Source organism: Pseudidiomarina woesei, from assembly GCF_001418345.1.
Classification (GTDB): domain Bacteria; phylum Pseudomonadota; class Gammaproteobacteria; order Enterobacterales; family Alteromonadaceae; genus Pseudidiomarina; species Pseudidiomarina woesei.
In genome coordinates this window covers 332008-355523 of sequence record NZ_LIPW01000001.1, presented here as the reverse complement: position 1 = coordinate 355523, position 23516 = coordinate 332008, and the positions used below count along the sequence as shown (strand labels likewise).

Genomic DNA, 23516 nt, shown 5'->3' with positions numbered 1-23516 from the left:
ATAACAATTAAGTAGCACAGAATGACGTTGAAAAAGCTGTTTTTAAGCGCCCTAGTAGCGGCGGCTTCGCTTCCTATGCAAAGTTTTGCTGGGGGCGCCGAAGAAGAATCACAAGTATTACAAGAATCATTCGTGGTTGAAGATGTACGTGTACGCGGTTTGCAACGCGTAGCGCTGGGTGCCGCACTTACTTACATTCCCATTCGGGTTGGTGATGAAGTAGATGCGAGCACTATTCGAAACAGTATTCGCAGCCTGCACTCATCAGCAAACTTTGAAAATATCGTGGTTAAACGCGATGGTGGAACACTCATTTTTGAAGTTACTGAGCGTCCAACAATTACCGGTATCGACTTTGAAGGTAATAAAGACATTGAGACAGCCCAGCTTGAAGACAGCTTGAAAGACAGTGGAATTGTGGTTGGTGAGCAACTTGATCGCACGGTTATTTCAGGAATTGAAACTGCTTTAAAAGACTTCTTTCATGGGGTTGGTAAATACAACGCAAAGGTTAACGTAAACGTTATTGAATTGCCGCGTAATCGGGTTCGTCTGAAACTAGTGTTTCAAGAGGGTGAGTCGGCTGAAATACAGCAAATTAATGTGGTTGGCAACGCCAGTTTCAGCGATGAAGAATTAACTCGTGATTTTGAGCTAAAAGATAAACTTCCGTGGTGGAATTTTATTGGTGAAAAGCGTTATCAAAAGCAGCAGTTAAGCGGCGATTTAGAAAAGCTAGAGAGCTTTTATCGCAATCGCGGCTACTTGAATATGCAAATTGAGTCAATTCAAGTGAGTATGACTCCTGATCGTAAAGGCGTGTACATTACAATTAATGTGAACGAAGGTGAAATTTACAACATTCGTAATGTGAACGTTATTGGTGATTTAAAAGGTCGCGAAGAGCTCATTAATAAAATAGTTAATATTGAGCCGGGCACCCGTTATAACGCCGCTGAAATGACCTTTTTAGAAGAAACAATTGCAATGACCTATGGTCGTTTCGGGTACGCTTATCCAGAGGTTCGTGCAATTCCTGATATTGAAGAAGACAGTAACGAAGTCGATATCACGTTTTCTATTAACCCAGGTAAACGTATCTATGTAAACCGCATTAATTTTGTCGGTAATACTACTACCGCAGATGAGGTTCTACGACGTGAAATGCGCCAATTAGAAGGCGCGCCTTTGAATGAAGATCAAATTGAGCAAAGTAAAGTTCGACTTGAACGTTTGGGCTTTTTTGAAACGGTTGAAACCGAAACCAAACCAGCCGATGGCTATGACGACCGTGTCGATGTCGATATTTCGGTAAAAGAACAGCCTTCAGGTAGCTTCAACTTTACTATTGGTTATGGTGATTACTCAGGCTTTCAACTTGGCGCGGGTGTGTCACAAGAAAACTTTTTAGGTACTGGTAACCGAGCTGCAATTAATATTAATACCAACCGTTTTAGCCGCAGTGCTTCTGTTTCCTACACCGATCGTTATTTCACCAAAGATGGTGTGAATTTATCGGGTCAAATGTACATGAGCGAGTTTGAAGCAGGTAATCTTGATAACTTTATTCGCTATAACAAAAAACAATATGGTGTGGGTGGTTCGTTAAGTTTCCCAGTAAACGAGGTTACTAGCCTTAACTTGGGCATGACTTATCGTAATGAAGAAATTAATGACGTAGAAGGCTATGATCAGGTTACTCGTTTTTATCGCCCATACGTTAACCAGCAAGATCCCAATTCAGGTGTCGCATTTGATATTTTTGAATTGTCGACGGGTATTAGTCGCGTCACCTTAAACCGTGGGGTTTATCCAACGGCAGGTACGCAAAACTCGTTGCAACTTGAGGCTTCAACACCGAATAGCGATATAAATTATTTCCGCGTGAATTATCAATTCCGTCAATATATACCTATTACTGATAATCACGATTGGGTATTTATGACGCGTTTCAAATTTGGCTATGGTAATGGTTATGGTCAAGATGAAAACAACAACGATTACTTGTTCCCGTTCTATGAAAACTTCCGGATTGGTGGGCAGGATAATTTACGTGGTTTCGAAGCTAATACCGTGGGGCCAAGAGCGGTCTACCGTTATCCGACAGTAGTTCCTGGGCCGGGCGGATATTTCGGGGTGCCGAGCGAATTCCCAGCCGGTGCAGGTTCTGATATGTTGTCAGTAAGCCAGTACTCGGTGGGTGGTAATGCCATGTTTGTTGCTGGCTTGGAACTTATTGTGCCAACGCCGTTTATTTCCGAAGAAAACAGAAACACAATACGTACCAGTGTTTACGTTGATGTCGGTAACGTATGGGATACCGAGTTTAACTATGATGAATATAGCCAGTTGCAACTAACACCACAGTCGTATGCACTGGATGATTACAGCGATCCATCACGCTATCGAGTTTCTGCGGGCATTTCGATACAGTGGTTATCGCCGATGGGGCCATTAACAGTATCGTTGGGTCGACCGCTAAAAACAGAAGAGGGCGATCGCACGCAAACGTTCTCATTTAATATTGGAACAACATTCTAAAATAATAGTTCGAGGAGTTAATCGTGAATAAAATGGTAAAAACAAGTATTGCTGCAGCGCTGTTATCAACGGCTTTATTTGCTAACGCAGCCGAGGCACAGCAAAAAATTGGTTACGTAAACATGCAGCAAGTTCTTATCAACTTGCCGCAGGCTCGTAATCTTGAGCAACAAGTTCAAGAAGAATTTAAAGGTCGCATTTCAGAAATCGAAGAAATTGAAGGCAAAATGCAAGCCTTGCAAGATAAAGCTGAACGTGACTCTAAAATTATGTCACAACGCGAAATGCAAGATATGGGCCGCGAGCTAGAGTTGCTTGATGCCACGCGCCAAGTTAAAGCCAAAGGCTTACGCGAAGACATGCAACGTCGCGGTAACGAGTTACGTGATCAACTAATGGCGGAAGTTATGCGTAATGCGCAAGCACTTGCAAGTGAGCAAAAATATGACGTTGTGCTGAGCTCAAACTCGTTAGTTTATGCAAACGAGAATTTCGATTTGACCGATGACGTTTTGAAGAAAATGACAGGTGGAAACTAAGTTAATGCAAACACTGACATTGCAGCAGCTTGCTGAAGCAATTGGGGCAGAGGTGCACGGCGATGCATCTTTGCCTATAAAAGGTGTCGCAACGCTTGCCTCGGCTCAGCCGGGGCATATTGCGTTTTTAGCCAATGCAAAATATCGCAGTCAACTAGACACCACTCAGGCAAGCGCTGTTATATGTGCGCCGGATGTTGATTTGCCAGCAGGTATTACCGGCTTACGAATGCGTAATCCGTATGCTGGGTTTGCCAAGGCAGCACAACTGTTAGATACCACGCCTGCTGCAGCGACTGCGGGCGTGCATCCGTCAGCACAGGTGCATGCGTCAGTAAAAGTTGGGCAAAATGTCGCAATAGGTGCTAATAGCGTCATTGCTGAAGGGGTCGTGCTTGGCGATAATGTCACAATCGGGGTTGGTTGTTATGTTGGGCCACAAACGGAAATTGGTGCACATACACAGTTGTGGCAGCATGTGGTTGTTTACCATAACTGCATTATTGGCGAGCATTGCTTAATTCATGCCGGTACGGTAATCGGTGCGGATGGCTTTGGCTGGGCGAATGAAGGCGGTAAATGGATTAAAATTCCGCAACTAGGCCGCGTGGTTATTGGCGACCGTGTAGATATTGGTGCCAGCACTACTATTGACCGTGGCGCCCTTGATGATACGGTCATTAACAATGGCGTTATCATTGATAATCAATGTCAAATTGCGCATAACGCCTTTATTGACGAAGACACCGCCATTGCAGGGTGTACGGTTTTAGCCGGTAGTAGCCGAATTGGTAAACGTTGTTTAATTGGCGGTGCAAGTGCCATTAATGGCCACATTTCTATTTGCGACGATGTGCAAATAAGTGGCTTTTCTATGGTAATTAAAGAAATTACTGAGCCGGGAGCATATGCCTCAGGTATTCCGGCTGCGCCACAACGTGAATGGCGTCGCAATGGTGCGCGTTATCGTCAATTAGATGACTTATTCCAGCGCGTGAAAAAAATAGAAAAACAACTTGAACAAGAATAACTAACGAGGATGACGCTTTGTCTGATAACGGCGCATTTGATATTAAAGAAATACTGAGTTTATTGCCGCATCGGTATCCGTTTCTACTGGTCGATAAAGTTGTAGCTTGTGATCACAAGACAAGTATTCACGCAGTAAAAAACGTGTCGGTAAACGAACCGATTTTTACTGGGCATTTTCCTGAGAATCCTATTTTTCCGGGGGTGTTAATTCTTGAGGCGTTAGCGCAGGCGGCCGGCTTACTTGGCTTTAAGATTACTTCCAGCAAGCCTGGTTCAAATGACCTATACTTGTTTGCAGGTATCGACAATGCACGCTTCAAGCGCCAAGTGTTACCGGGTGACACACTTAATTTGCATGTAACCTTTGAAAAAGAACGCCGGGGTATTTGGGTGTTTAAAGGAACAGCCGATGTTGACGGTGAACTGGCGTGTAGCTGCGATATTATTTGCGCAAGAAGGGAAGTGTAAGTGATTCATCCAACCGCGATTATTGATTCATCAGCACGTATTGGCAACAACGTCGAGATTGGTCCCTACAGTATTATTGGGGCCGATGTTGAGGTGGGTGACAACTGCATTATAGGGCCACATGTGGTGTTACGTGGGCCGACGGTGTTAGGAAAAAATAACCGAATTTTCCAATTTGCGTCGGTTGGTGAAGATTGCCAAGACAAAAAATACAATGGTGAGCCAACGCGGCTGGTTATTGGCGACAATAATATTATTCGCGAATGCGTAACCATTCATCGTGGTACCGTGCAAGACCAAGGTTTAACCCAAATTGGTAATCACAACCTGCTGATGGCGTATGTGCATGTTGCCCATGACTGCATGGTGGGCGACAACGTTATTTTAGCCAATAATACAACCTTAGCTGGCCACGTTCATGTAGGCGATTGGGCTATTCTCGGTGGTTTTACTGGGGTGCATCAGTTTTGTCATATTGGCGCACATGCTTTTACTGCGGTTAATTCCGTCGTTGTGCAAGATGTTCCGCCGTATATCATGGCACAGGGGCATAATGCCGCGCCTCGTACTATCAACGCTGAAGGGTTGAAACGTCGTGGTTTTCAACCGAATCAAATTCTCAATATTAAGCGCGCTTTTAAGTTGCTTTATCGCCAAGGTTTAACCGTTGAAGAAGCTGTACAAAAAATGCGTGAGCTTGATGCCGACACTGAGTTAACGCCCTTGATTCAGTTCGTATTGAACAGCCAGCGCGGCATTATTCGATAACACCAACAATATCATGTCAAAATATGCGCCCTTAATTGCCGTTATCGCCGGAGAACACTCCGGCGATTTGCTTGGTTCTGGCATGCTACGTGAATTGCGACAAAGGTACCCTAACGCCGAATTTATTGGTGTTGGTGGGCCGTTAATGCAAGCTGAAGGGCTTACGAGCTTGGTGCCTATGGATGATTTAGCGGTAATGGGCATTGCTGAAGTGCTGGGCAGCTTGTTTAAGCTCCTTAGGCACAGAAAGTTATTAGTGAATACCTTTTTAGAGCGCCGGCCAGACATTTTTATTGGTATAGATGCGCCAGATTTTAATTTACCTATTGCGAAAAAGCTCAAAGCCGCCGGTTTAACCACCGTTCATTATGTTAGCCCTTCAGTGTGGGCGTGGCGTCAGGGCCGCATACACGGCATTAAGCAGTCAGTTGATCATGTATTTTGTTTGTTACCTTTTGAAAAAGCTTTTTATGACCAACACAACTTACCCGCGACCTTTGTTGGCCACCCATTAGCCGACAGCATTCCGTCAGTGTGGGATAAGCAACAGGCTCGTGCTGAGGTAGAACTTGATGCTGAGGCAACCTGGGTGGGTATTTTACCCGGCAGCCGCAAAGGTGAAATTGCACGCATGGCACCGCTATTTTTACAGGTAGCGCAGCAATTACTGCAGCGTCACCCGCATCTTCGCTTTGTCACACCCATGATTAGCTCGGCTCGAGCGGAACAATTTCGTACCTTACAGCAGCAATTAGCGCCGCAGTTGCCATTGACTATTGTTGATGGTGTGTCACGTACTACCATGGCGGCTTGTGATGCTCTCTTACTAACTTCGGGCACTGTTACCCTAGAAGCCATGTTAATTAAGCGTCCAATGGTGGTGGCTTATAAATTTAATTGGGCGAGTTATCAGTTAATTAAACGCTTATTCAAAGCGGCGTTTTTCAGCCTTCCGAATTTACTTGCTGGTAAGCGTTTGGTTCCAGAATTTGCCCAGCAGGATGCAACGGTTGAGAACTTAACTGACGCATTAGCATTGCAATTAACGCCCTCAGCTCAAGTAACACTGGCAGCCTTCGCTGATTTACACCAACAATTACGGCGCAATGCCGATGTATTGAGTGCCGACGTGGTTCAGCAACTTATTAACCGCTAGCATTTGTGTTTATTCGATAAAATCGAACAGAAAGCCATTTATTTTCAATAATCCATCGAAAGATTAGAGTCTATACTGTCGTTATATTCTTATTAGGAGGCGACATGGGCTTATTAGTAGATGGGCAATGGCTCGATAAATGGTATGACACTGACAGTACTGGTGGTAAGTTTGAACGTAGCGCTGCGCAATTTCGAAATTGGCTAGAAGCCGATCCAACGGCCGAATTTCCGGCTGAAAGTGGGCGTTACCATTTGTACGTAAGCTATGCTTGTCCGTGGGCGCACCGCACACTTATTTTCCGCAAGTTAAAAGGGCTTGAACAACACATAACGGTGTCTGTTGTGCACCCACTCATGCTAGAAAACGGTTGGGAATTCGCTGCAGCGCCATTAAGCGACGATTTATATCAATTAGACTTCTTGTACCAACTGTATTTAAAAGCAGACCCCAATTATAGTGGTCGTGTAACTGTACCCGTATTGTGGGATAAAAAGCGCCAAACTATTGTTAGTAATGAGTCGGCGGATATCATTCGGATGTTTAATTCGGCATTTAATGACATAACCGGAAATACCCTTGATTTTTATCCAGAAGCGTTACATAGCGATATTGAGCGTATCAATAATGATGTCTATGACCATGTTAATAATGGCGTATATAAGTGTGGTTTTGCGACCAAACAAGCCGCTTACGAAGAAGCATATCAGGCGCTCTTTGCGCAGCTTGATACATTAGAAGCTTTATTAGGTCAGCAAAAGTTTTTAGTTGGCGACACCATCACCGAGGCCGATTGGCGTTTGTTTACCACTTTGGTTCGGTTTGATGCGGTTTATTTTGGCCACTTTAAAACGAATAAGAAACGTATTGTTGATTACCCAAATTTGTGGGCGTATGTGCGCGCGCTGTACCAAGTTGAAGGCGTTGCTGAAACCACGGTCATAGACCATATTCAACAGCATTATTACGGTAGTCACAAAACCATTAACCCAACTGGCATTGTGCCGGTAGGTCCTGATATTAACTTTATGGCTCCACATAATCGCGGAGAGATTTTATGAGTGTTATTTTGAGCCGCCATCGCGGCATGCCGGCACAAGACGGTGCTGGCGTGAAACTAACTCGAATTGTGAATCAACCAAGCTTGCGCTATCAAGATCCTTTCTTGATGCTGGATGAGTTTCGCTCGGACAATCCCAACGACTATATAGCTGGGTTTCCGCCGCATCCACATCGTGGCTTTGTCACTCTAACTTATATGCTGGCAGGGCGCATGGAGCACAAAGACTCAAACGGCAATACCGGCGTAGTTGAAGCCGGCGGTGCGCAATGGATGAAAGCCGCGCGTGGTATTATTCATGCCGAAATGCCCAAGCAAGAAGACGGGTTAATGTGGGGATTTCAGTTATGGATAAATTTACCTGCGAAGCGTAAGTTGGAAGCCGCTGATTGGGCCGATCATCCGCAAGAAAAATTGCCAGTAATTCACTTTGACCAAGCTGAAATACGCTTAGTGGCCGGCAATCTAGCTGGCCAACAAGGTCCAATTGAGCAAGCCGAACAGCAATTTTTTATGGCAGACTTACGGCTACAACCAGCAGCGACGCTTGAGCTACCCTCGCAACAGCAAAAAACGCGTTTAGCTTATGTTTACCAAGGCGAGGTGAGTATTAATGGACAGTTGGTGCCACGCGGTGAATTGGTTCGCCTTAATGCGCAGGATGATCTCACATTCGTTAGCGGTAACAGCGAGGCGGGTATTATTGTCTTGGCCGGTAATCCAATTGGCGAGCCGATTGCGCAATATGGCCCCTTTGTAATGAATACCCAAGCTGAAATAGAGCAAGCTATACGTGACTATCAAGCAGGTAAGTTAGCTAGTTAAATAATTTTCAAGGACAAACACAATGACCACTCACATGCGTAGCATTGTTGCCAGTTTAAACGCTCAGCCGCAATGGGAGCACCGAGAACAGCCGCAGCCAGGCCCCAATGAGGTGCTCATTAAAGTAGCTTATAGTGGCATGAATCGTGCTGATTTGATGCAACTCGCTGGGCATTATCCGCCACCGCCCGGGGCTTCGGATATTCTGGGCTTGGAGGTAAGTGGTACTGTGGTCGCGCTTGGCAGTGCAGAGCATCAATTGCAATTAGGTGATCATGTTTGCGCGCTGTTAGATTCGGGCGGTTATGCCGAGTACGTTGCGGTGCCGGTAAATCAAGTATTGCCGATACCAAAAGGCGTTGATTTATCGGCTGCAGCGGGTATTTGTGAGGTGTTTGCTACCGCTTGGTACAACGTTTACGTTATAGCTGCAGCGCAACCTGGTGAACGCATACTCGTACACGCGGCAGCCAGCGGTGTTGGTCAGGCCCTATTACAGCTAGCAAAGCAACGTGGCAATCCGACGTTTGCCACAGCCGGTAGCGATGAGAAATTGGCGTTAGCGGCCGCATTAGGCGCCGAGCAAACATGGAACCGTCATCAAGGCTCTTTTGTTGAGGCTGTGACAAGCTGGGGCGGGGCTGACGTAATTTTAGACCCAGTAGCTGGGGACTACATTGGGTGGAACCAGCAAGTTTTGAACCAAGACGGTCGATTGGTGGTGATTGGGCTCATGGGCGGTCGTGCAGCAGAATTAGATGCGGGGCGATTATTAATCAAACGCCAACGTATTATTGGAAGTACCTTGCGTAGCCAGCCAAATACTATCAAGGCCCGAATTATGGCTGACCTGTATACCCACGTGTGGCCGTTGTTTGAACAAAAAAAGATAACCCCAAACATTGATGATGTTTTGCCAGTGGCCGACGTAGCGGAAGCTTTTGCGCGATTGCGTCATAATGCTAACGCGGGCAAGTTGCTATTGGTGTGGTAACGCTTCGGCGAGAAGAAATGGTGGAGGGGGCAGGATTCGAACCTGCGAAGGCTGAGCCGTCAGATTTACAGTCTGATCCCTTTGACCGCTCGGGAACCCCTCCACACAAGGCCGGCATAATAGCAGATTGAGAGTACCTGTAAACCGGTTTATGATGTCTGTTGATATGTCATCGAAGCAAAAACAATTATGAGCCAAAGCATTCCCGTGCACGTTGATGAAGAAATAACTCGGTTTATTGAGCGCCTTTGGCTTAAACAAGGCGTTAGTAAACATACCAGTTCTGCCTATCAAACCGATTTACGAAGTTTTCAGAAGTTTCTTACTGCGCAGCAAAAAACCACATTGCTGAACGTAGAGTCGCACGATTTGGAGCGCTATTTGTTATGGCGGCGTCAACAAGGTTTATCTCCGCGGAGTACTTCACGCGCATTGAGTGCGCTTAAAAAGTTTTATCAATATGCCATGGCTGAGCGATTGATCAATCATGATCCAACCGCGCGACTAGCACGCCCAAAGCAACCGCAGGCAATTCCGCATAGTTTGTCGGAAGCTGAAGTTGAAGCACTATTGAATGCCCCGCAGCTTGATGACCCCGTGCAATTACGCGATAGAGCAATGCTTGAAGTGCTTTATGCCACAGGGTTACGCGTAACAGAGTTGGTTAGCTTGACGGTTGATCAAATTCATTTTCAGCAAGAGCTTGTTCGTGTTGTGGGTAAGGGTAATAAAGAAAGACTCGTGCCTCTTGGTGAGGAAGCGTTAGACTGGCTGCAAAAATACTTTGCTGAGGCGCGTGAAAACCTCTATGCAAAACCCGGTAACTGGGTATTTGTGACGCGCCGTGGTGGGCCGTTAACACGACAGGCATTTTGGCACCGAATTCGTTATTATGCGCAACAAGCCGATATTCGTTCGCATTTGTCACCGCATACGTTGCGCCATGCCTTTGCAACTCATTTGCTGAATCATGGCGCCGATTTACGGGTGTTACAGATGCTTTTAGGTCATAGTGACTTGTCGACCACACAGATTTATACGCACGTGGCGCGTGAACGCTTGCAGCAATTACATGCAACGCATCACCCACGCGCTTAACAACGTAACTTTACATGATTTATAAAAGGGTAACTGCATGAAGTACTTGGGAGTTTTAGCATTAAGTTTGGTAGTAGCTAGTTGTAGCCCGAATAACCAAGACGACACCAAACAGGCCGTTCAGGCAGCTGCGCTGATAGGTGATTTTAACACGCGCCATATGGTCAACATGGGCTTCACCGTTGAATCGGCCAAACCATCAGAAATTGCTGGTTTGTACCAAGTTCTCACCGACCAAGGGCTTGTTTATGCAAGTGCAGATGGCCAATTTATTATCAGTGGTAGAATTTTTGATATTACTGGGGAAGCCCCTGTTAATGTCAGTGACAAAATATTAAATGCCATGCGTATTAGTGACTTAGCCGAATACTCCGATACCATGATTGAGTTTAAAGCCGACAATGAACAACATGTAATCCATGTATTTACTGATTCAACCTGCGGTTACTGTCGTCAATTGCATGAGCGTATGGATGGTTACTTAGAAAAAGGCATTACTGTGCGTTATTTAGCCTGGCCACGTTCAGGCATGCAAGGGCGCGCAGCAATGGAGCTTCAGTCGGTTTGGTGTGCAGATGACCCCAAAGCAGCGTTAACCGCGGTCAAGAATGACCAAGCTTTGCCACCTGCAGACTGTGATAACCCTGTTGCGGAGCACTTGGCGCTTGGGCACAAGTTTGGCGTTCGCGGTACACCGGCTATTGTGCTTGAGTCAGGCCGTATGCTGCCGGGCTATTTGCCACCAGAGCCTTTGTTAGCAGAAATTGAAAACGACCAATGAGTTTGTTAACGATTAAACGCCGACCGCAAGCCCAATTAGGTGAGTGGGCGGCGCAATTACCATCGGTTATTGCTCACGTACTTGCCAGTCGCGGTATTGCTGACGCACAGCAGCTTGATCTTGGGTTGCGCCATTTGCCGCACTTTAACCAACTAAAAGGCGCTAGCGAGGCTGCGAAGCGCCTTGCTCAAGCCATTCAAGCAGACCATGCCATTTGTATTTGCGGTGATTTCGACGCCGACGGAGCTACCTCAACAGCGTTGATGGTATCTGCGTTGCAAGCTATGGGGGCAAAACGTTTAAGTTATATTGTTCCGAACCGGTTTGCTGATGGTTATGGGTTGTCACCTGCAGTGGTGGCGCAGGCGCAGCAACAGGGTGCTGAATTAATTGTAACGGTGGACAGTGGTATATCATGCCATGCTGGTGTTCAGGCCGCAAAAGCAGCTGGTATTGATGTGATTGTTACTGATCATCATTTACCGCCCAATGAACTGCCGCCAGCAAATATCATTGTCAATCCAAATCTTGCGGATTGTCCGTTTCCTAGCCCCAATCTTGCTGGGGTGGGCGTAGCTTTTTATGTATTGCTGGCACTAAGACATGTACTGCGCGAGCAAGGACTGCAAGTACCTAATTTAGCCCAGTGGCTAGACTTAGTGGCTTTGGGTACTGTGGCTGACGTAGTGAAACTCGATGGAGTAAACCGCATTTTGGTACAGCAAGGGCTGCAGCGTATTCGGGCTGGGCACTGCCGCCCAGGTATTGCGGCGTTGCTGCAAGTAGCCAACCGCGACCCACAACAGTTACAAGCCGCCGACTTAGGTTTTGCCTTAGGCCCACGCATTAATGCGGCAGGGCGCTTAGATGACATGGCTGCAGGCATTGAGTGTTTACTTGCTAATAATTTAACCACGGCTCAGCAACTAGCTGCACAACTTGATCAACTGAATCAGGCGCGCCGTAGCATTGAAACCGAAATGCGTGAAGAAGCTGAAGCTTATGTAGCACAGTTAAACACCACCGAGCATTTGCCGGCGGCTATGGTGTTGTATCAACCGGGTTGGCACCAAGGTGTTGTGGGCATTGTCGCAGGGCGGGTAAAAGACCAATACCACAGGCCTGTTATTGCCTTTGCCGATAGTGATGACGGCTTATTAAAAGGTTCAGCACGTTCTATTCCGGGCTTGCATATTCGCGACGTACTTGAGCGTGTGCACAGCCAACATCCGCAGCTTATAGAGCGCTTTGGCGGGCATGCTATGGCTGCCGGCTTAAGCTTAACGGCTGATAACCTAGAAGCATTTCGCCACGCCTTTGTTAAACAAGTTAATGAATGGGTTGACGAGAGCACCTTAACGCAAACTATTTGGTCTGACGGTGAGCTTGACGGAAGTTGTTTACAGGAACCTTTTGTGCGTCAGTTAGAAGCCTATGGGCCATGGGGGCAGGGGTTCCCTGAGCCACTTTTTGACGGCGAGTTTCGCATTGTGCAGCAACGCCTAGTAGGCGAGCGCCATTTAAAGCTGGTTTTAGAAACAACAGATCGCACGGTGGTTGACGCGATTGCTTTTAATGTAGATTTAACGGTTTGGCCTGATGCGTCGGTGAAAGCCATTCATGCGGCCTATAAAGTACAATTAAATCATTTTCGTGGACGCACTTCTGTGCAGCTACAACTAGAGCATTTTAATGCTTTGCGGTAGAATACCCGCCCTTTACTTACAATCACTGTTATTGAGATTCCAAAACTATGTTCGAAACTAACGCCACTTATGTTGCGATAAAAGAAATGCGCAAGCGCAGCGAATTGCTTCGGGGGTATCTTTGACTACGCTCAGAAAGTAGAGCGTCTAGAGGAAGTGACGCGCGAGTTAGAAGACCCAACGGTGTGGAATGATCAAGAGCGTGCACAAGCGCTAGGTAAAGAGCGCGCAAGTTTAGAACAAGTGGTTGAAACATTAAATAATTTGGCGCAAGGGCTGGAAGACGTTGAAGGTCTTGTTGAGCTAGCTGTTGAAGCCGATGACGAAGAAACCTTTAACGATGCTGTTAGTGAGCTAGAAGGCTTAGAGCAGCAATTGGCAACATTAGAGTTTCGCCGCATGTTTTCGGGCGAACAAGACGCATCAGACTGTTATTTAGATATTCAGGCCGGCTCTGGTGGCACCGAAGCCCAAGACTGGGCCAATATGCTGTTGCGCATGTATTTGCGTTGGGCCGAGTCGCACGATTTTAAAGCCGAAATTACCGAGCTTTCTGAAGGTGAAGTCGCAGGTATTAAATCGGTTACTGTGCGTATTCAGGGTGAATATGCCTACGGTTGGTTACGTACTGAAACCGGTGTACACCGCTTGGTGCGAAAGTCACCGTTTGACTCGGGTAATCGTCGCCATACGTCGTTTGCGTCAGTATTCGTGTATCCAGAAATTGATGATTCTATCGAGATTGAGATTAATCCAGCTGACTTACGTGTAGATACTTACCGTGCTTCAGGCGCTGGTGGTCAGCACGTTAACCGAACCGACTCGGCTATTCGTATTACGCACGAACCCACGGGCGTTGTTGTGCAGTGTCAAAGTGACCGTTCACAGCATAAAAACCGCGATGCGGCGATGAAGCAATTACGCGCTAAATTGTATGAGTTAGAATTACAGAAGCAATTGGCTGAAAAGCAAGCGCTTGAAGACACCAAGTCGGACATCGGCTGGGGTAGCCAAATTCGCTCGTATGTATTAGACGATGCGCGTATTAAAGATTTACGCACTGGTGTTGAAAACCGCAATACTCAAGCGGTGTTAGACGGTGCACTTGACCCATTTATTGAAGCAAGTTTGAAATCAGGTTTATAAGGAAACGTACATGAACGATAAAACGCAAGCCCCTGAGTTGGACGTAAACGAGCAAATCGCCCAGCGCAAGGCCAAGCTTGCTGCGTTGCGCGAGCGAGGCGTGGCATTCCCGAATGATTTTCGTCGTGACAGCTTAGCCGCTGAGTTACACGCGCAGTATGACGGCCTTGAAAAAGAAGAGCTGGCGGCGAAAGGTGTGCGGGTTGCTGTTGCAGGCCGTATGATGACGCGTCGTATCATGGGTAAAGCGAGCTTTGCCACCATTCAAGATATGTCAGGGCAAATACAGCTCTACGTAGCCCGCGATAACTTACCTGAAGGCTATTACAACGAAGAGTTCAAAAAGTGGGACTTAGGTGACATTGTTGGTGCAACCGGTACCTTGTTTATTACCGGCACTGGCGAATTGAGTGTGCAGGTTGACGATGTTCGATTGTTAACCAAAGCGCTGCGCCCGTTACCAGACAAGTTTCACGGTTTGTCTGACCAAGAAATGCGCTATCGCCAGCGTTACCTTGATCTCATCACTAACGAAGAGTCGCGTAAAACCTTTGTTGTGCGCTCAAAAGTGGTGGATTACATTCGTCGCTACTTCATCGCTAAGCAATTCTTAGAAGTTGAAACGCCGATGATGCAAACTATACCTGGTGGTGCTACAGCACGCCCGTTTATGACGCACCATAATGCGTTAGACATGCAGTTGTATTTGCGCATAGCGCCAGAGCTGTACTTAAAACGTCTGGTTGTTGGTGGTTTTGAAAAAGTATTTGAAATTAACCGTAATTTCCGTAACGAAGGGCTGTCGACACGGCATAACCCTGAGTTCACCATGCTTGAGTTTTACTGGGCTTACGCAGATTACAATGACCTGATGGACCTCACCGAAGACATGCTACGCGGCATGACCAAGGAAATTTTGGGCTCAGCGCAATTTGAAAGCGAAGGCGTGCAGTACGACTTCAGCAAGCCATTTACCCGGATGACGGTTAAAGAAGCCATTTTAGAACATTTGCCAACAGCAACCGATGACCAGTTAAATAGCCTTGAGCGCGCCACCGAGTTGGCGGAGTCATTGGGTATTAAAGTGAAGTCGAATTGGGGCTTAGGCAAAGTTCAAATTGAAATATTTGAAGAAGTTGCTGAACACAAGCTTATTCAACCTACGTTTATAACCGCATACCCAGCTGAAGTATCACCGTTGGCGCGCCGTAACGACAATGACCCGTTTATTACCGACCGGTTTGAGTTCTTTGTCGGTGGTCGCGGATTAGCAAATGGCTTCTCGGAGCTAAACGACGCAGAAGACCAAGCTGAGCGCTTCCGTGAACAGGTACAGCAAAAAGAAGCGGGCGATGACGAAGCCATGTTTTTTGATGACGACTACGTCACTGCACTTGAGCATGGTTTGCCGCCAACAGCAGGCGAGGGCATAGGTATTGATCGGTTAGTGATGTTGTTGACGGACTCGCCGTCAATTCGTGATGTGTTGTTGTTTCCACACATGCGTCCGAAGAAAAGCTAAGACGATATTAGCTATTGGATATTAGATATTAGAGGCCCGGCTTTTGCCGGGCTTTTTAATAACGATTAACGAGTAACGAATAACGGTTACTGTGTGAGGGCTTGAAGAATATCGGCAAGCAATTCGTCTTTGTCTTCTATGCCTGCTGACAAGCGCAGTAAATCTGGTGGGCAGGGCGTGCCAGCGCCTTCTACGCTGGCGCGATGTTCAATGAGGCTTTCCACGCCGCCAAGAGATGTAGCGCGTTTCCACAGCTTGGTGTTGGCAGCGACGTGAACAGCTGCTTGTTCGCCACCTTGTACGCGAATGGAAAACATGCCGCCATAGCCGTTGTGCATTTGTTTTTTTGCTACTTCGTGGCCACTAAAGCTTGGCAAGCCAGGGTACAGCACTTCGATTATTTGTGGGTGCTGTTCAAGTTGTTCTGCTAAAAACATGGCGTTAACGCAGCTTTCGCGCACGCGTAAATGCATGGTCCGCATGCCACGTAATAGTTGCGCGGCATCATGTGGGCTTGGCACGGCACCGCCTTGAGCTCGCACCGCTCGAATACGTTGCCAATAATCGCTGTCTTGCTTGGTAATGAGCGCACCGGCAATGACGTCTGAGTGCCCGTTCAAGTATTTGGTGGCCGAGTGCATGACAATATCGGCGCCGATAGTTAAGGGTTGCGTGAGTAGTGGAGTGGCGCAGGTAGAGTCGACCGCAACAAATGCACCGGCTTGCTTGGCTAACGCACTAATTTCGTTAATGTCACTAATGGTCCACATTGGGTTGCCCGGGGTTTCTAACCATACCAGCTTAGTTTTGCCCGGCTGTAACGCTTTATTCACTTCGCTTAACTGGGTCATGTCGATAAATTCGATGACTAAGCCCCAATCGGTGGCAAAGTTCAGTAGCCAGTTGCGTAGTGCCCAATACATAACTTTTGGTGCTAACACATGGTCGCCCGGGCGAAGCCCTTGAAAAACCGCTGTGGCGGCGGCCATGCCAGACCCAAATAAAAGTGCCTGGTGGCCTTGTTCCAGTTGGCATAAAAGCTCTTCAACCGGTTTATAGGTTGGGTTATCTGCACGTGAATAGACATTCCCGGTTGGGTAGCTGTTGTCCTTACCGCGAATGTAGGTGGTTGCGACATGTATTGGCAACACCACCCCTTGGCTTTCTTGATCTATTTTTCCGAGGGCTTGGGCGAGTGCTGTCGCCGGGGTGTAAGGATAGGTTTTGTTGCTCATGCTAGGCTCTAAATAAGTAACGATTGCATTAGTATACGCTTATTTTAAGGTAAGAAAATGGCCATTAAAAAACGCACCCGAAGGTGCGCTTTTTCATCATTCGTCGTTATCTTTTTAGTCAGACAACGCGAGCGATTAACCGTGGTTATGGTTACCGTCAGCGTGCACATGACCGTGGTCCAATTCACTTGGATCAGCGTCACGTACTTCAACAACTTCTACGTCAAAGTTTAACGCAGTGCCGGCTAGCGGGTGGTTACCATCAACAGTTACTTCGTCGTCGTTCACATCAACGATCATCACAGATTGCTCACCTGCGTCTGTGCTGGCGCGGAACTGCATGCCAACAGCAACTTCGTTATCACCGAATAAGCTGCGTGATACAGTTTGAATTAAACCTTCATGACGCTCGCCGTACGCGTCAGCTGGTTGAATTTCAGCTTCAAATTTGTCGCCAGTGGCTTTTCCGTCAAGAGCATTCTCAAGACCTTTGATCAACATGCCGCGACCAAAGATAAACTGCAGCGGCTGACCTTCTTTTGATTGATCCAGAACTTGGCCTTCAGCAGTTTTCACGGTGTAGTGAATTCCTACAACTTTGTCCTGGCTAATAGTTTGACTCATGATTCATCCAATTTATAAGGCAGTGGGTAAATTTCCAAAAGACTCGCGTCATCATCTTTTACACGCAGTTTTGTGTCTGCTTCAATATCGTTCGGCAGCACCACTAACATGCTCAATTGATTGTCAGCACGGCTCACTGCGTTAATTACCGTGCCGGCTCGTCGCCAGTTTTCGCCAAGCTGTTGTTCTACGGTAGCGCCCGCTGCAACAGGTTTACCTTGGCCCACTAAACGAAACATAGCCCGCTTCTGCTTGCCCAGATACTTCATCCGAGCGATGGTCTCTTGGCCGATATAACACCCCTTGGTAAAACTAATGCCATTTAACGCCTGAACGTTCAGCATTTGGGGTACATACTCTAATAGTGTACCTGAAAGTAGGGTGGGTCGACCACGCTCAATTTCAAGTGCATGCCAGAGTGTTTGTTCTGAGTTGGTGGGAAAGCTATCGCGCTCGGTAACCAACAAGTACTGATCGGGGTGAACGCCCACAGTGAACACCACACCGTCGTCAAGCGCTGTAACCGCTTGCTGTGGCTCTGTATTTAAAGGTTGTTCACACCATTGCGCCATACGTTCTGGCGCTGCTGTACCAAATACCCCATACACATGGTATTTGTCACTGGCATCGACGATGTCGGTTTTGCTAAATACGCCAAATTTCTGTAACTGAGCCAAACTTGCGGCAATGGCGTCTTTATGTGACAGCAAAAGCACACTGTCACCGCAGCGACTGACAAACAAGGTACTCATGGCTTTACCTTTGTTGTCGCAGTGTGCTGCGAACAACCAGTGGTTAGCGCCGAGTTGTTTCATGTCACAGGTCAGCTGCCCCTGCAAAAATTCATCGGTTTGTGGGCCGGTTAGCTCAATAACACCGTAATCTGTTAAGGAAACGGTTACGTATTCTGGCTGAGCTTTGGTAAACTCTGTATCTAGCACAATGAACCTCGCTTTTTCATCGATACTCACCTAGATGGGGATGAAAAAGCATTATACAAGCCGTTTTAAGGACTCGCATGGAAAAGTTGCAACAAAATGCCGAATTGCTGACCAATAAAAACCGTCTGCGCTGGGCTTGCCGCCGCGGCATGCTTGAGCTTGATGTTTTATTCATGCCATTTGTAGAAGAAGCTTATGACGACCTAAATGCGCAGCAACAAGAAGCATTTCGGCGTTTATTAACCTGTGATGACCCGGATTTGTTTGCTTGGTTTATGGGCCACCAAAAGTGCCAAGACCCAGAGCTAGCCGGCATGGTTGACTACATTTTAAGCCGCGTGAAGGTTTAATATGTTGCTGCACATTAGTGTGCAGCCTTGGCGCTGGTTACGAGGCCCGGCCTCGGTGTGGGGCATTAATTGCCGCACCGGCGAATGGTTAGAATTAACCGCCGCAGAACCACACCCCTGGCAGCAACAACCGTTAAGTTGGGTCACTGCGTGGGGGGCTTTAGTTATTTTGTACGCGCCTCAGCAACCACGGCGGTGGGTGTGGTTGCCGAAAAGCTGGCTTGGGGATGCAAATTATCGTCGGTTAGCCCGATTTTTGCTGCGTTGGCGTCAAAATGCTCGGTAACGCTTCGGGTAATAACTCTGGGTAATCTAAATTATAATGCAACCCCCGGCTTTCGTGACGGGTCATGGCGCTGCGAACAATAAGCTCAGCCACTTGCACGAGGTTACGTAGCTCAAGCAAGTTATTGCTAACTTTGAAGTTACTGTAATACTCGTGAATTTCTTGCTGCAGCAGCTCGATGCGGCGCAATGCTCGTTGTAACCGCTTATCTGTACGCACAATTCCGACGTAGTCCCACATAAATAGGCGCAGCTCATGCCAGTTGTGCTGAATAATAACTTCTTCATCTGAGTTGCTTACTTGGCTTTCATCCCAGGCTGGAAGCTCTGTAGGCGCCGGGCAGCTCGCCACTTTGGCGATGATATCTTGCGCCGCTGAACGGGCAAAAACTAAGCATTCAAGTAGTGAGTTACTTGCCATGCGATTGGCGCCATGCAAACCGGTATAGGCAACTTCACCAATGGCGTACAAATTGGTGACGTCAGTGCGCGCGTGCAAATCAGTTTTCACACCGCCGCAGGTATAGTGCGCTGCAGGTACAACTGGCATGGGTTGTTGACTGATATCAATACCCAAACTGAGGCATTTCTCATAAATATTCGGGAAGTGTTCTTGAATGAAGGCTTTTGGCTTGTGCGAAATATCTAAAAACATGCAGTCGGCACCAAGGCGCTTCATTTCGAAGTCAATGGCTCGTGCCACCACGTCGCGTGGCGCTAATTCTGCGCTAGGGTGAAAGTCTGGCATAAAACGCGAGCCATCTGGACGGCGCAAAACTGCACCTTCACCACGTAATGCTTCGGTTAACAAAAATGACTGAGCATTGGGGTGAAACAAACAAGTCGGGTGAAACTGATTGAATTCCATATTGGCAACCCGACAACCCGCGCGCCAGGCCATTGCAATGCCATCGCCGCTAGCTACGTCTGGATTACTGGTGTACTGGTACACTTTGCTGGCACCACCGGTGCACAGTGCGACAAATTTTGCTGCCACAGTTTCGACGCGTTGTGTCACGCGGTTGAGAATATAAGCGCCATAACATTGTGGTGAGTCGCCACCTAAATGTTTATGGGTAATTAAGTCAATGGCATTTACACGCTCAACAATAGTGATGCTCGGATGCAATCGCGCTTGTTCTACCAATGTGGTTTGCACTGCGCGGCCGGTTGCATCTGCCGCATGTAGAATACGGCGGTGACTATGCCCGCCTTCTTGATTGAGGTGAAATTGACCATCACCGGAACGGTCAAAACCAACGCCTATATCAATAAGCCACTGTAAGCTCTCTTTGGCATGGCGTGTGGTAAACTCAACCGCTTGTTGCTCACACAACCCAGCACCTGCAATCAAGGTGTCTTCAATGTGGCTTTCAATGCTATCATTCTCGTCGAAAACGGCAGCGATACCGCCTTGTGCGTAATAAGTTGAGCCTTCTGTAAGAGGGCCTTTAGAGAGTACAATGACGTTAGCATGGTCAGCCAACTGCAAAGCTAAGGTTAAACCGGCAGCGCCGCTACCGATAATAAGTACATCACATTGATAATGAGCCATTTGTTCCATACATTATGTGGAAGTCATACAACGATTTTACTGATTTGAATTTTTTTTGCGAACTTTTTACTACAACGTCGGTCATACTTTGCAGTTGCACAGCGGGCCTGAAATCTGACGTAGCTAGGGGTTGAGGAGAATAGGCTCGGATGAGCGAACAAGAAACAGATAAAGCCCTGGTAGAACGAGTTCAACAGGGAGACCAGCGCGCCTTTGATTTGTTGGTAAAAAAGTATCAACACAAGGTCATGAGTTTAATCTCGCGTTACGTCAAACAACAGGCTGATGTGCCTGACGTGGCGCAAGAAACCTTTGTGAAAGCGTATCGTGCGTTGGCAAATTTTAGAGGCGATAGCGCCTTTTATACATGGCTCTATAGAATAGCCGTGAACACAGCAAAGAATTATTTAGTTGCACAAGGCCGCAAGCCACCAGCTAATGATGTTGATGCTGAAGAAGCGGAGTATTATGAGGGCAGTGGAGCACTGAAAGACAGTGCTTCGCCGGAAAGTTTATTGTTAACCGATGAAATTCGTAACGTCGTTATGAAAACCATCGAGGCATTACCGGAAGATTTACGACGTGCTATAACGCTGCGTGAAATTGACGGATTAGGCTACGAAGAAATAGCTATAGAAATGGATTGTCCTATTGGTACTGTACGGTCGCGAATTTTCCGCGCTCGTGAAGCTATAGACCAGCAGTTAAGACCGTTATTAGAGCGCTAAATAGAGATTGAGGATGCAATATGTCTGATCGTTTTAAACAGCAAGCTTCGGCGTTGTTAGATAACCATTTTAGGGATTCTGACGTCGATGCGGAACGTCCGTTTGATGCTGACTTGTCAGCGTTATTGGACGATCAACATGCCAAAGCAGCTTGGTCTCGTTATGCCTTAGTTGGACACATTATGCGTGGTGATGCGCAGGTGAACCAGCAGCTAGATATTAGCGTTGCAGTTGCGGCGCAAATTCAGCAGCAGGCACCTTTAACTAGCGCTACTGCAAACTCCAATGTAGTGCAGCCAAGCGCAAATCAAGGCGGGGCTCAAGCGCGCGCGGCATCGCGCTGGTTGAAGCCAGCTGGTAGCATTGCCATTGCGGCCAGTGTTGCTTTAGTCGCCGTGCTGTCAATTCAACAGCCAGTATTAGACGATACCCAGCCTACAGTTGAAACTCAGGTAGCCCCGGCGATTGTGACAAATCCATTCGGTGGTCGTAACCCGGTGAGTTATAACACTGTTATTGAACAGCAAGCACCTACGGAAGCTGAGTTAGCTCAACAGCGTCAATTATTGCAAACTTATATGATTGATCATCAGCGGCAAATTCAATTGTCTTTGCAGGCAAATGAACAAGTAACGGACGCAACTGTAGAAAAAACTGTAGAAGAGTCACCCAAGCAGAATGACTAAATATGTAGCCGCGATTGCCTTGTGGTTTGCTGCATTCGCGTCTTTTGCCGTACCGGCGCAAACCGATGAGCGTGCAGAACTTGCCGCAAATTTGGGCCAGCAATGGTTTAATCGCATGGCAGATGCGCTGCGTCACCTCGACTTCGAAGCCACCTTAGTACAAGCACAAGGGCACCGAGTGCAACCGTTGGTTTGGTTTCACGGTAGTTATGACCATGACACCGACCTTGAACTACTCATTTACTTAAACGGCGCCGATATGCGGGTGTTGCGTATAGGTGAGCAAAGTTACTATTATTCTGCTGGTGGAGCGCATGCTTACACCCTGCAATCGAATGTGACCTTTGGGCTTATTCCTCCTGCGTTCTACAATAGTTTTTCGAAGATTTCTCAGCACTATCAAATAATTGCCAGCGGCGGAATGCGCGTTACTGGGCGCAACGCACAATATTTGCGTTTAATTAGCCGCGATAATCATCGCTATCATTATGATTTGTGGGTTGACCGCGAAACCGGTATGTTATTGAAATTACAGATGATGACGCCACAAGGTGAGGTACTGGAGCAATTGCAATTAACTTCATTTTTAGTCACTAACGAGCTACCTGAACCTTTAATTGACCTTGGTAACTTTCAACAACCGCCGCGAATGTACGGCAACAATGACACCACACCGGTTAAGTTTGCCTTGCAACCAGATTGGCTTCCCGATGGCTTTAAGCAACGTATCGCCACGCACCGCGCCGTGCACGATACTCGGTTACCGACAGATTACTACCTGTATAGCGATGGTTTGACTGAAATTTCGGTTTACATTACTGAATCACAATTACAAAAATTACCGTCGTTAGCCCTACAAGGGCCAGACTCTATGGTGAATTTGCGGGTGAATGGCTACGCCGTAACTGTAGTCGGTAAGGTGCCAGCTGAAACATTACACTTAATAGCTGAGCGTACAGCTTTAAAACCGACCGTGGAAAGTGAAGAATGATTCGCGAGCTCGCTGAAATCGTGGCAGTAAATGACGATAGTCTGCAGGTTTCTACCGAATTAAAAACCGGTTGTGGTAGCTGTGCACAGCAATCAACTTGTGGTGCCGGTATTATTTCTAAAGCATTTTCTGATCGGCGCGCCGAGTTTTTAGTCAGAAAGCCCGAAGGTGAGTTTCGAGTAGGGCAAATGATTGAACTGTTGTTGCCAGAACAGGCACTGACGCAATTATCATTGATGCTTTATGGGCTGCCATTGCTGGCACTCATACTAACCGCTGTTGGTTTGGGTGAACTGGCTGGAGTTAGCGAGGGTTGGGTAATTATTACTGCCTTTATTAGCTTCGGTTTAAGCTTTTATGGGTTGAAACGTTGGTTGCATCACCGTGATGTACAAGTTAGTCAATTGTTGAGCGTGCAACAAATCGACTAATTTTGCCCGAAATTCTTTGTTCCTTTCCTCATAAATCAGTATGATCAGCGGTTA

24 protein-coding genes and 1 tRNA gene are annotated in these 23516 nt (G+C 47.1%); 20 read left to right on the top strand and 5 right to left on the bottom strand.

The window, feature by feature from the left end:
* Positions 1-21: 21 nt before the first annotated feature.
* The 9 genes from bamA to ASC40_RS01690 all read left to right on the top strand — a co-directional run bounded on the left by bamA (position 22) and on the right by ASC40_RS01690 (position 9383).
* The gene (gene bamA, locus ASC40_RS01730) at positions 22-2541 is read left to right on the top strand and encodes an outer membrane protein assembly factor BamA (RefSeq protein ID WP_055438057.1); all 2520 of its coding nucleotides are present in this window, start codon (positions 22-24) and stop codon (positions 2539-2541) included.
* A gap of 32 nt (positions 2542-2573) precedes the next feature.
* Positions 2574-3080: an OmpH/Skp family outer membrane protein gene (locus tag ASC40_RS01725; RefSeq protein ID WP_245622182.1), complete on the top strand. Its 507-nt coding sequence runs from the start codon at positions 2574-2576 to the stop codon at positions 3078-3080.
* Positions 3081-3084: 4 nt separating this feature from the next.
* Positions 3085-4110 carry a UDP-3-O-(3-hydroxymyristoyl)glucosamine N-acyltransferase gene (lpxD, locus tag ASC40_RS01720; protein ID WP_055438507.1) on the top strand — a complete coding sequence of 342 codons (1026 nt, stop codon included), beginning with the start codon at positions 3085-3087 and terminating at the stop codon, positions 4108-4110.
* A gap of 17 nt (positions 4111-4127) precedes the next feature.
* Positions 4128-4580, top strand: coding sequence for a 3-hydroxyacyl-ACP dehydratase FabZ (gene fabZ, locus ASC40_RS01715; RefSeq protein WP_055438055.1), 453 nt, complete (start codon positions 4128-4130; stop codon positions 4578-4580).
* Positions 4581-5348, top strand: coding sequence for an acyl-ACP--UDP-N-acetylglucosamine O-acyltransferase (gene lpxA / locus ASC40_RS01710; protein WP_055438054.1), 768 nt, complete (start codon positions 4581-4583; stop codon positions 5346-5348).
* Positions 5349-5361: 13 nt separating this feature from the next.
* Positions 5362-6504 (top strand): lipid-A-disaccharide synthase, encoded by a 1143-nt coding sequence (gene lpxB, locus ASC40_RS01705; protein WP_055438053.1) that lies wholly within the window; start codon positions 5362-5364, stop codon positions 6502-6504.
* 104 nt (positions 6505-6608) lie between these two features.
* The gene (locus ASC40_RS01700) at positions 6609-7565 is read left to right on the top strand and encodes a glutathione S-transferase family protein (protein ID WP_055438052.1); all 957 of its coding nucleotides are present in this window, start codon (positions 6609-6611) and stop codon (positions 7563-7565) included.
* Complete coding sequence (locus ASC40_RS01695) at positions 7562-8389, top strand: pirin family protein (RefSeq protein ID WP_055438051.1); 828 nt, start codon at positions 7562-7564, stop codon at positions 8387-8389. Before ASC40_RS01700 ends, ASC40_RS01695 begins: the two co-directional genes overlap by 4 nt.
* Before the next feature lie 22 nt (positions 8390-8411).
* Positions 8412-9383: an NAD(P)H-quinone oxidoreductase gene (locus tag ASC40_RS01690; protein WP_245622153.1), complete on the top strand. Its 972-nt coding sequence runs from the start codon at positions 8412-8414 to the stop codon at positions 9381-9383.
* Positions 9384-9401: 18 nt separating this feature from the next.
* On the opposite strand, the gene ASC40_RS01685 is transcribed toward ASC40_RS01690, so the two are convergent.
* Positions 9402-9486, bottom strand: a tRNA-Tyr gene (locus ASC40_RS01685).
* Between the two features lie 86 nt (positions 9487-9572).
* Here ASC40_RS01685 and xerD point away from each other — a divergent pair.
* From xerD to lysS, 5 genes are all read left to right on the top strand, one after another.
* Entirely contained in the window at positions 9573-10481 is a 909-nt protein-coding gene (gene xerD, locus ASC40_RS01680) for a site-specific tyrosine recombinase XerD (RefSeq protein ID WP_055438050.1), read from the top strand.
* Positions 10482-10518: 37 nt separating this feature from the next.
* A complete protein-coding gene (gene dsbC / locus ASC40_RS01675) occupies positions 10519-11262 on the top strand; it encodes a bifunctional protein-disulfide isomerase/oxidoreductase DsbC (protein ID WP_055438049.1) in 744 nt (247 codons plus the stop codon).
* A complete protein-coding gene (gene recJ, locus ASC40_RS01670) occupies positions 11259-12968 on the top strand; it encodes a single-stranded-DNA-specific exonuclease RecJ (protein WP_055438048.1) in 1710 nt (569 codons plus the stop codon). The genes dsbC and recJ overlap by 4 nt, the downstream gene beginning before the upstream one ends.
* A 47-nt stretch (positions 12969-13015) precedes the next feature.
* A protein-coding gene (gene prfB / locus ASC40_RS01665) for a peptide chain release factor 2 (RefSeq protein ID WP_095522733.1) occupies positions 13016-14114 on the top strand; the annotation gives its coding sequence in 2 pieces (ribosomal slippage) (positions 13016-13090 and positions 13092-14114; 1098 coding nt in all).
* Between the two features lie 10 nt (positions 14115-14124).
* A complete protein-coding gene (lysS, locus tag ASC40_RS01660) occupies positions 14125-15636 on the top strand; it encodes a lysine--tRNA ligase (RefSeq protein ID WP_055438047.1) in 1512 nt (503 codons plus the stop codon).
* An 86-nt stretch (positions 15637-15722) separates the two neighbouring features.
* Here the strand turns inward: lysS and ASC40_RS01655 are convergent, their stop codons facing one another.
* From ASC40_RS01655 to ygfZ, 3 genes are all read right to left on the bottom strand, one after another.
* Complete coding sequence (locus ASC40_RS01655; RefSeq protein ID WP_055438046.1) at positions 15723-16871, bottom strand: trans-sulfuration enzyme family protein; 1149 nt, start codon at positions 16869-16871, stop codon at positions 15723-15725.
* Between the two features lie 135 nt (positions 16872-17006).
* Positions 17007-17495 carry an FKBP-type peptidyl-prolyl cis-trans isomerase gene (locus ASC40_RS01650; RefSeq protein ID WP_055438045.1) on the bottom strand — a complete coding sequence of 163 codons (489 nt, stop codon included), beginning with the start codon at positions 17493-17495 and terminating at the stop codon, positions 17007-17009.
* Entirely contained in the window at positions 17492-18436 is a 945-nt protein-coding gene (gene ygfZ / locus ASC40_RS01645; protein ID WP_245622152.1) for a tRNA-modifying protein YgfZ, read from the bottom strand. Before ygfZ ends, ASC40_RS01650 begins: the two co-directional genes overlap by 4 nt.
* A gap of 77 nt (positions 18437-18513) precedes the next feature.
* On the opposite strand from ygfZ, the gene ASC40_RS01640 reads away from it, so the two are divergent.
* Together ASC40_RS01640 and ASC40_RS01635 are read left to right on the top strand one after the other, a co-directional pair.
* Positions 18514-18786, top strand: coding sequence for an FAD assembly factor SdhE (locus ASC40_RS01640; RefSeq protein WP_055438044.1), 273 nt, complete (start codon positions 18514-18516; stop codon positions 18784-18786).
* Between the two features lies 1 nt (position 18787).
* Complete coding sequence (locus ASC40_RS01635; RefSeq protein WP_055438043.1) at positions 18788-19072, top strand: hypothetical protein; 285 nt, start codon at positions 18788-18790, stop codon at positions 19070-19072.
* On the opposite strand, the gene nadB is transcribed toward ASC40_RS01635, so the two are convergent.
* Complete coding sequence (nadB, locus tag ASC40_RS01630; RefSeq protein WP_055438042.1) at positions 19031-20635, bottom strand: L-aspartate oxidase; 1605 nt, start codon at positions 20633-20635, stop codon at positions 19031-19033. The two genes, ASC40_RS01635 and nadB, sit on opposite strands and share 42 nt — an antisense overlap.
* Before the next feature lie 140 nt (positions 20636-20775).
* Between nadB and rpoE the strand changes: the two genes are divergently transcribed.
* Genes rpoE through ASC40_RS01610 form a run of 4 tightly spaced genes read left to right on the top strand, consistent with a single transcriptional unit; the run spans position 20776 to position 23462 of the window.
* Positions 20776-21354 carry an RNA polymerase sigma factor RpoE gene (gene rpoE / locus ASC40_RS01625; RefSeq protein ID WP_055438041.1) on the top strand — a complete coding sequence of 193 codons (579 nt, stop codon included), beginning with the start codon at positions 20776-20778 and terminating at the stop codon, positions 21352-21354.
* Positions 21355-21374: 20 nt separating this feature from the next.
* Positions 21375-22040: a sigma-E factor negative regulatory protein gene (locus ASC40_RS01620; protein ID WP_055438040.1), complete on the top strand. Its 666-nt coding sequence runs from the start codon at positions 21375-21377 to the stop codon at positions 22038-22040.
* The gene (locus ASC40_RS01615; RefSeq protein ID WP_055438039.1) at positions 22033-23031 is read left to right on the top strand and encodes a MucB/RseB C-terminal domain-containing protein; all 999 of its coding nucleotides are present in this window, start codon (positions 22033-22035) and stop codon (positions 23029-23031) included. Before ASC40_RS01620 ends, ASC40_RS01615 begins: the two co-directional genes overlap by 8 nt.
* Positions 23028-23462, top strand: coding sequence for a SoxR reducing system RseC family protein (locus tag ASC40_RS01610; RefSeq protein ID WP_055438038.1), 435 nt, complete (start codon positions 23028-23030; stop codon positions 23460-23462). The genes ASC40_RS01615 and ASC40_RS01610 overlap by 4 nt, the downstream gene beginning before the upstream one ends.
* Positions 23463-23516 lie beyond the last annotated feature (54 nt).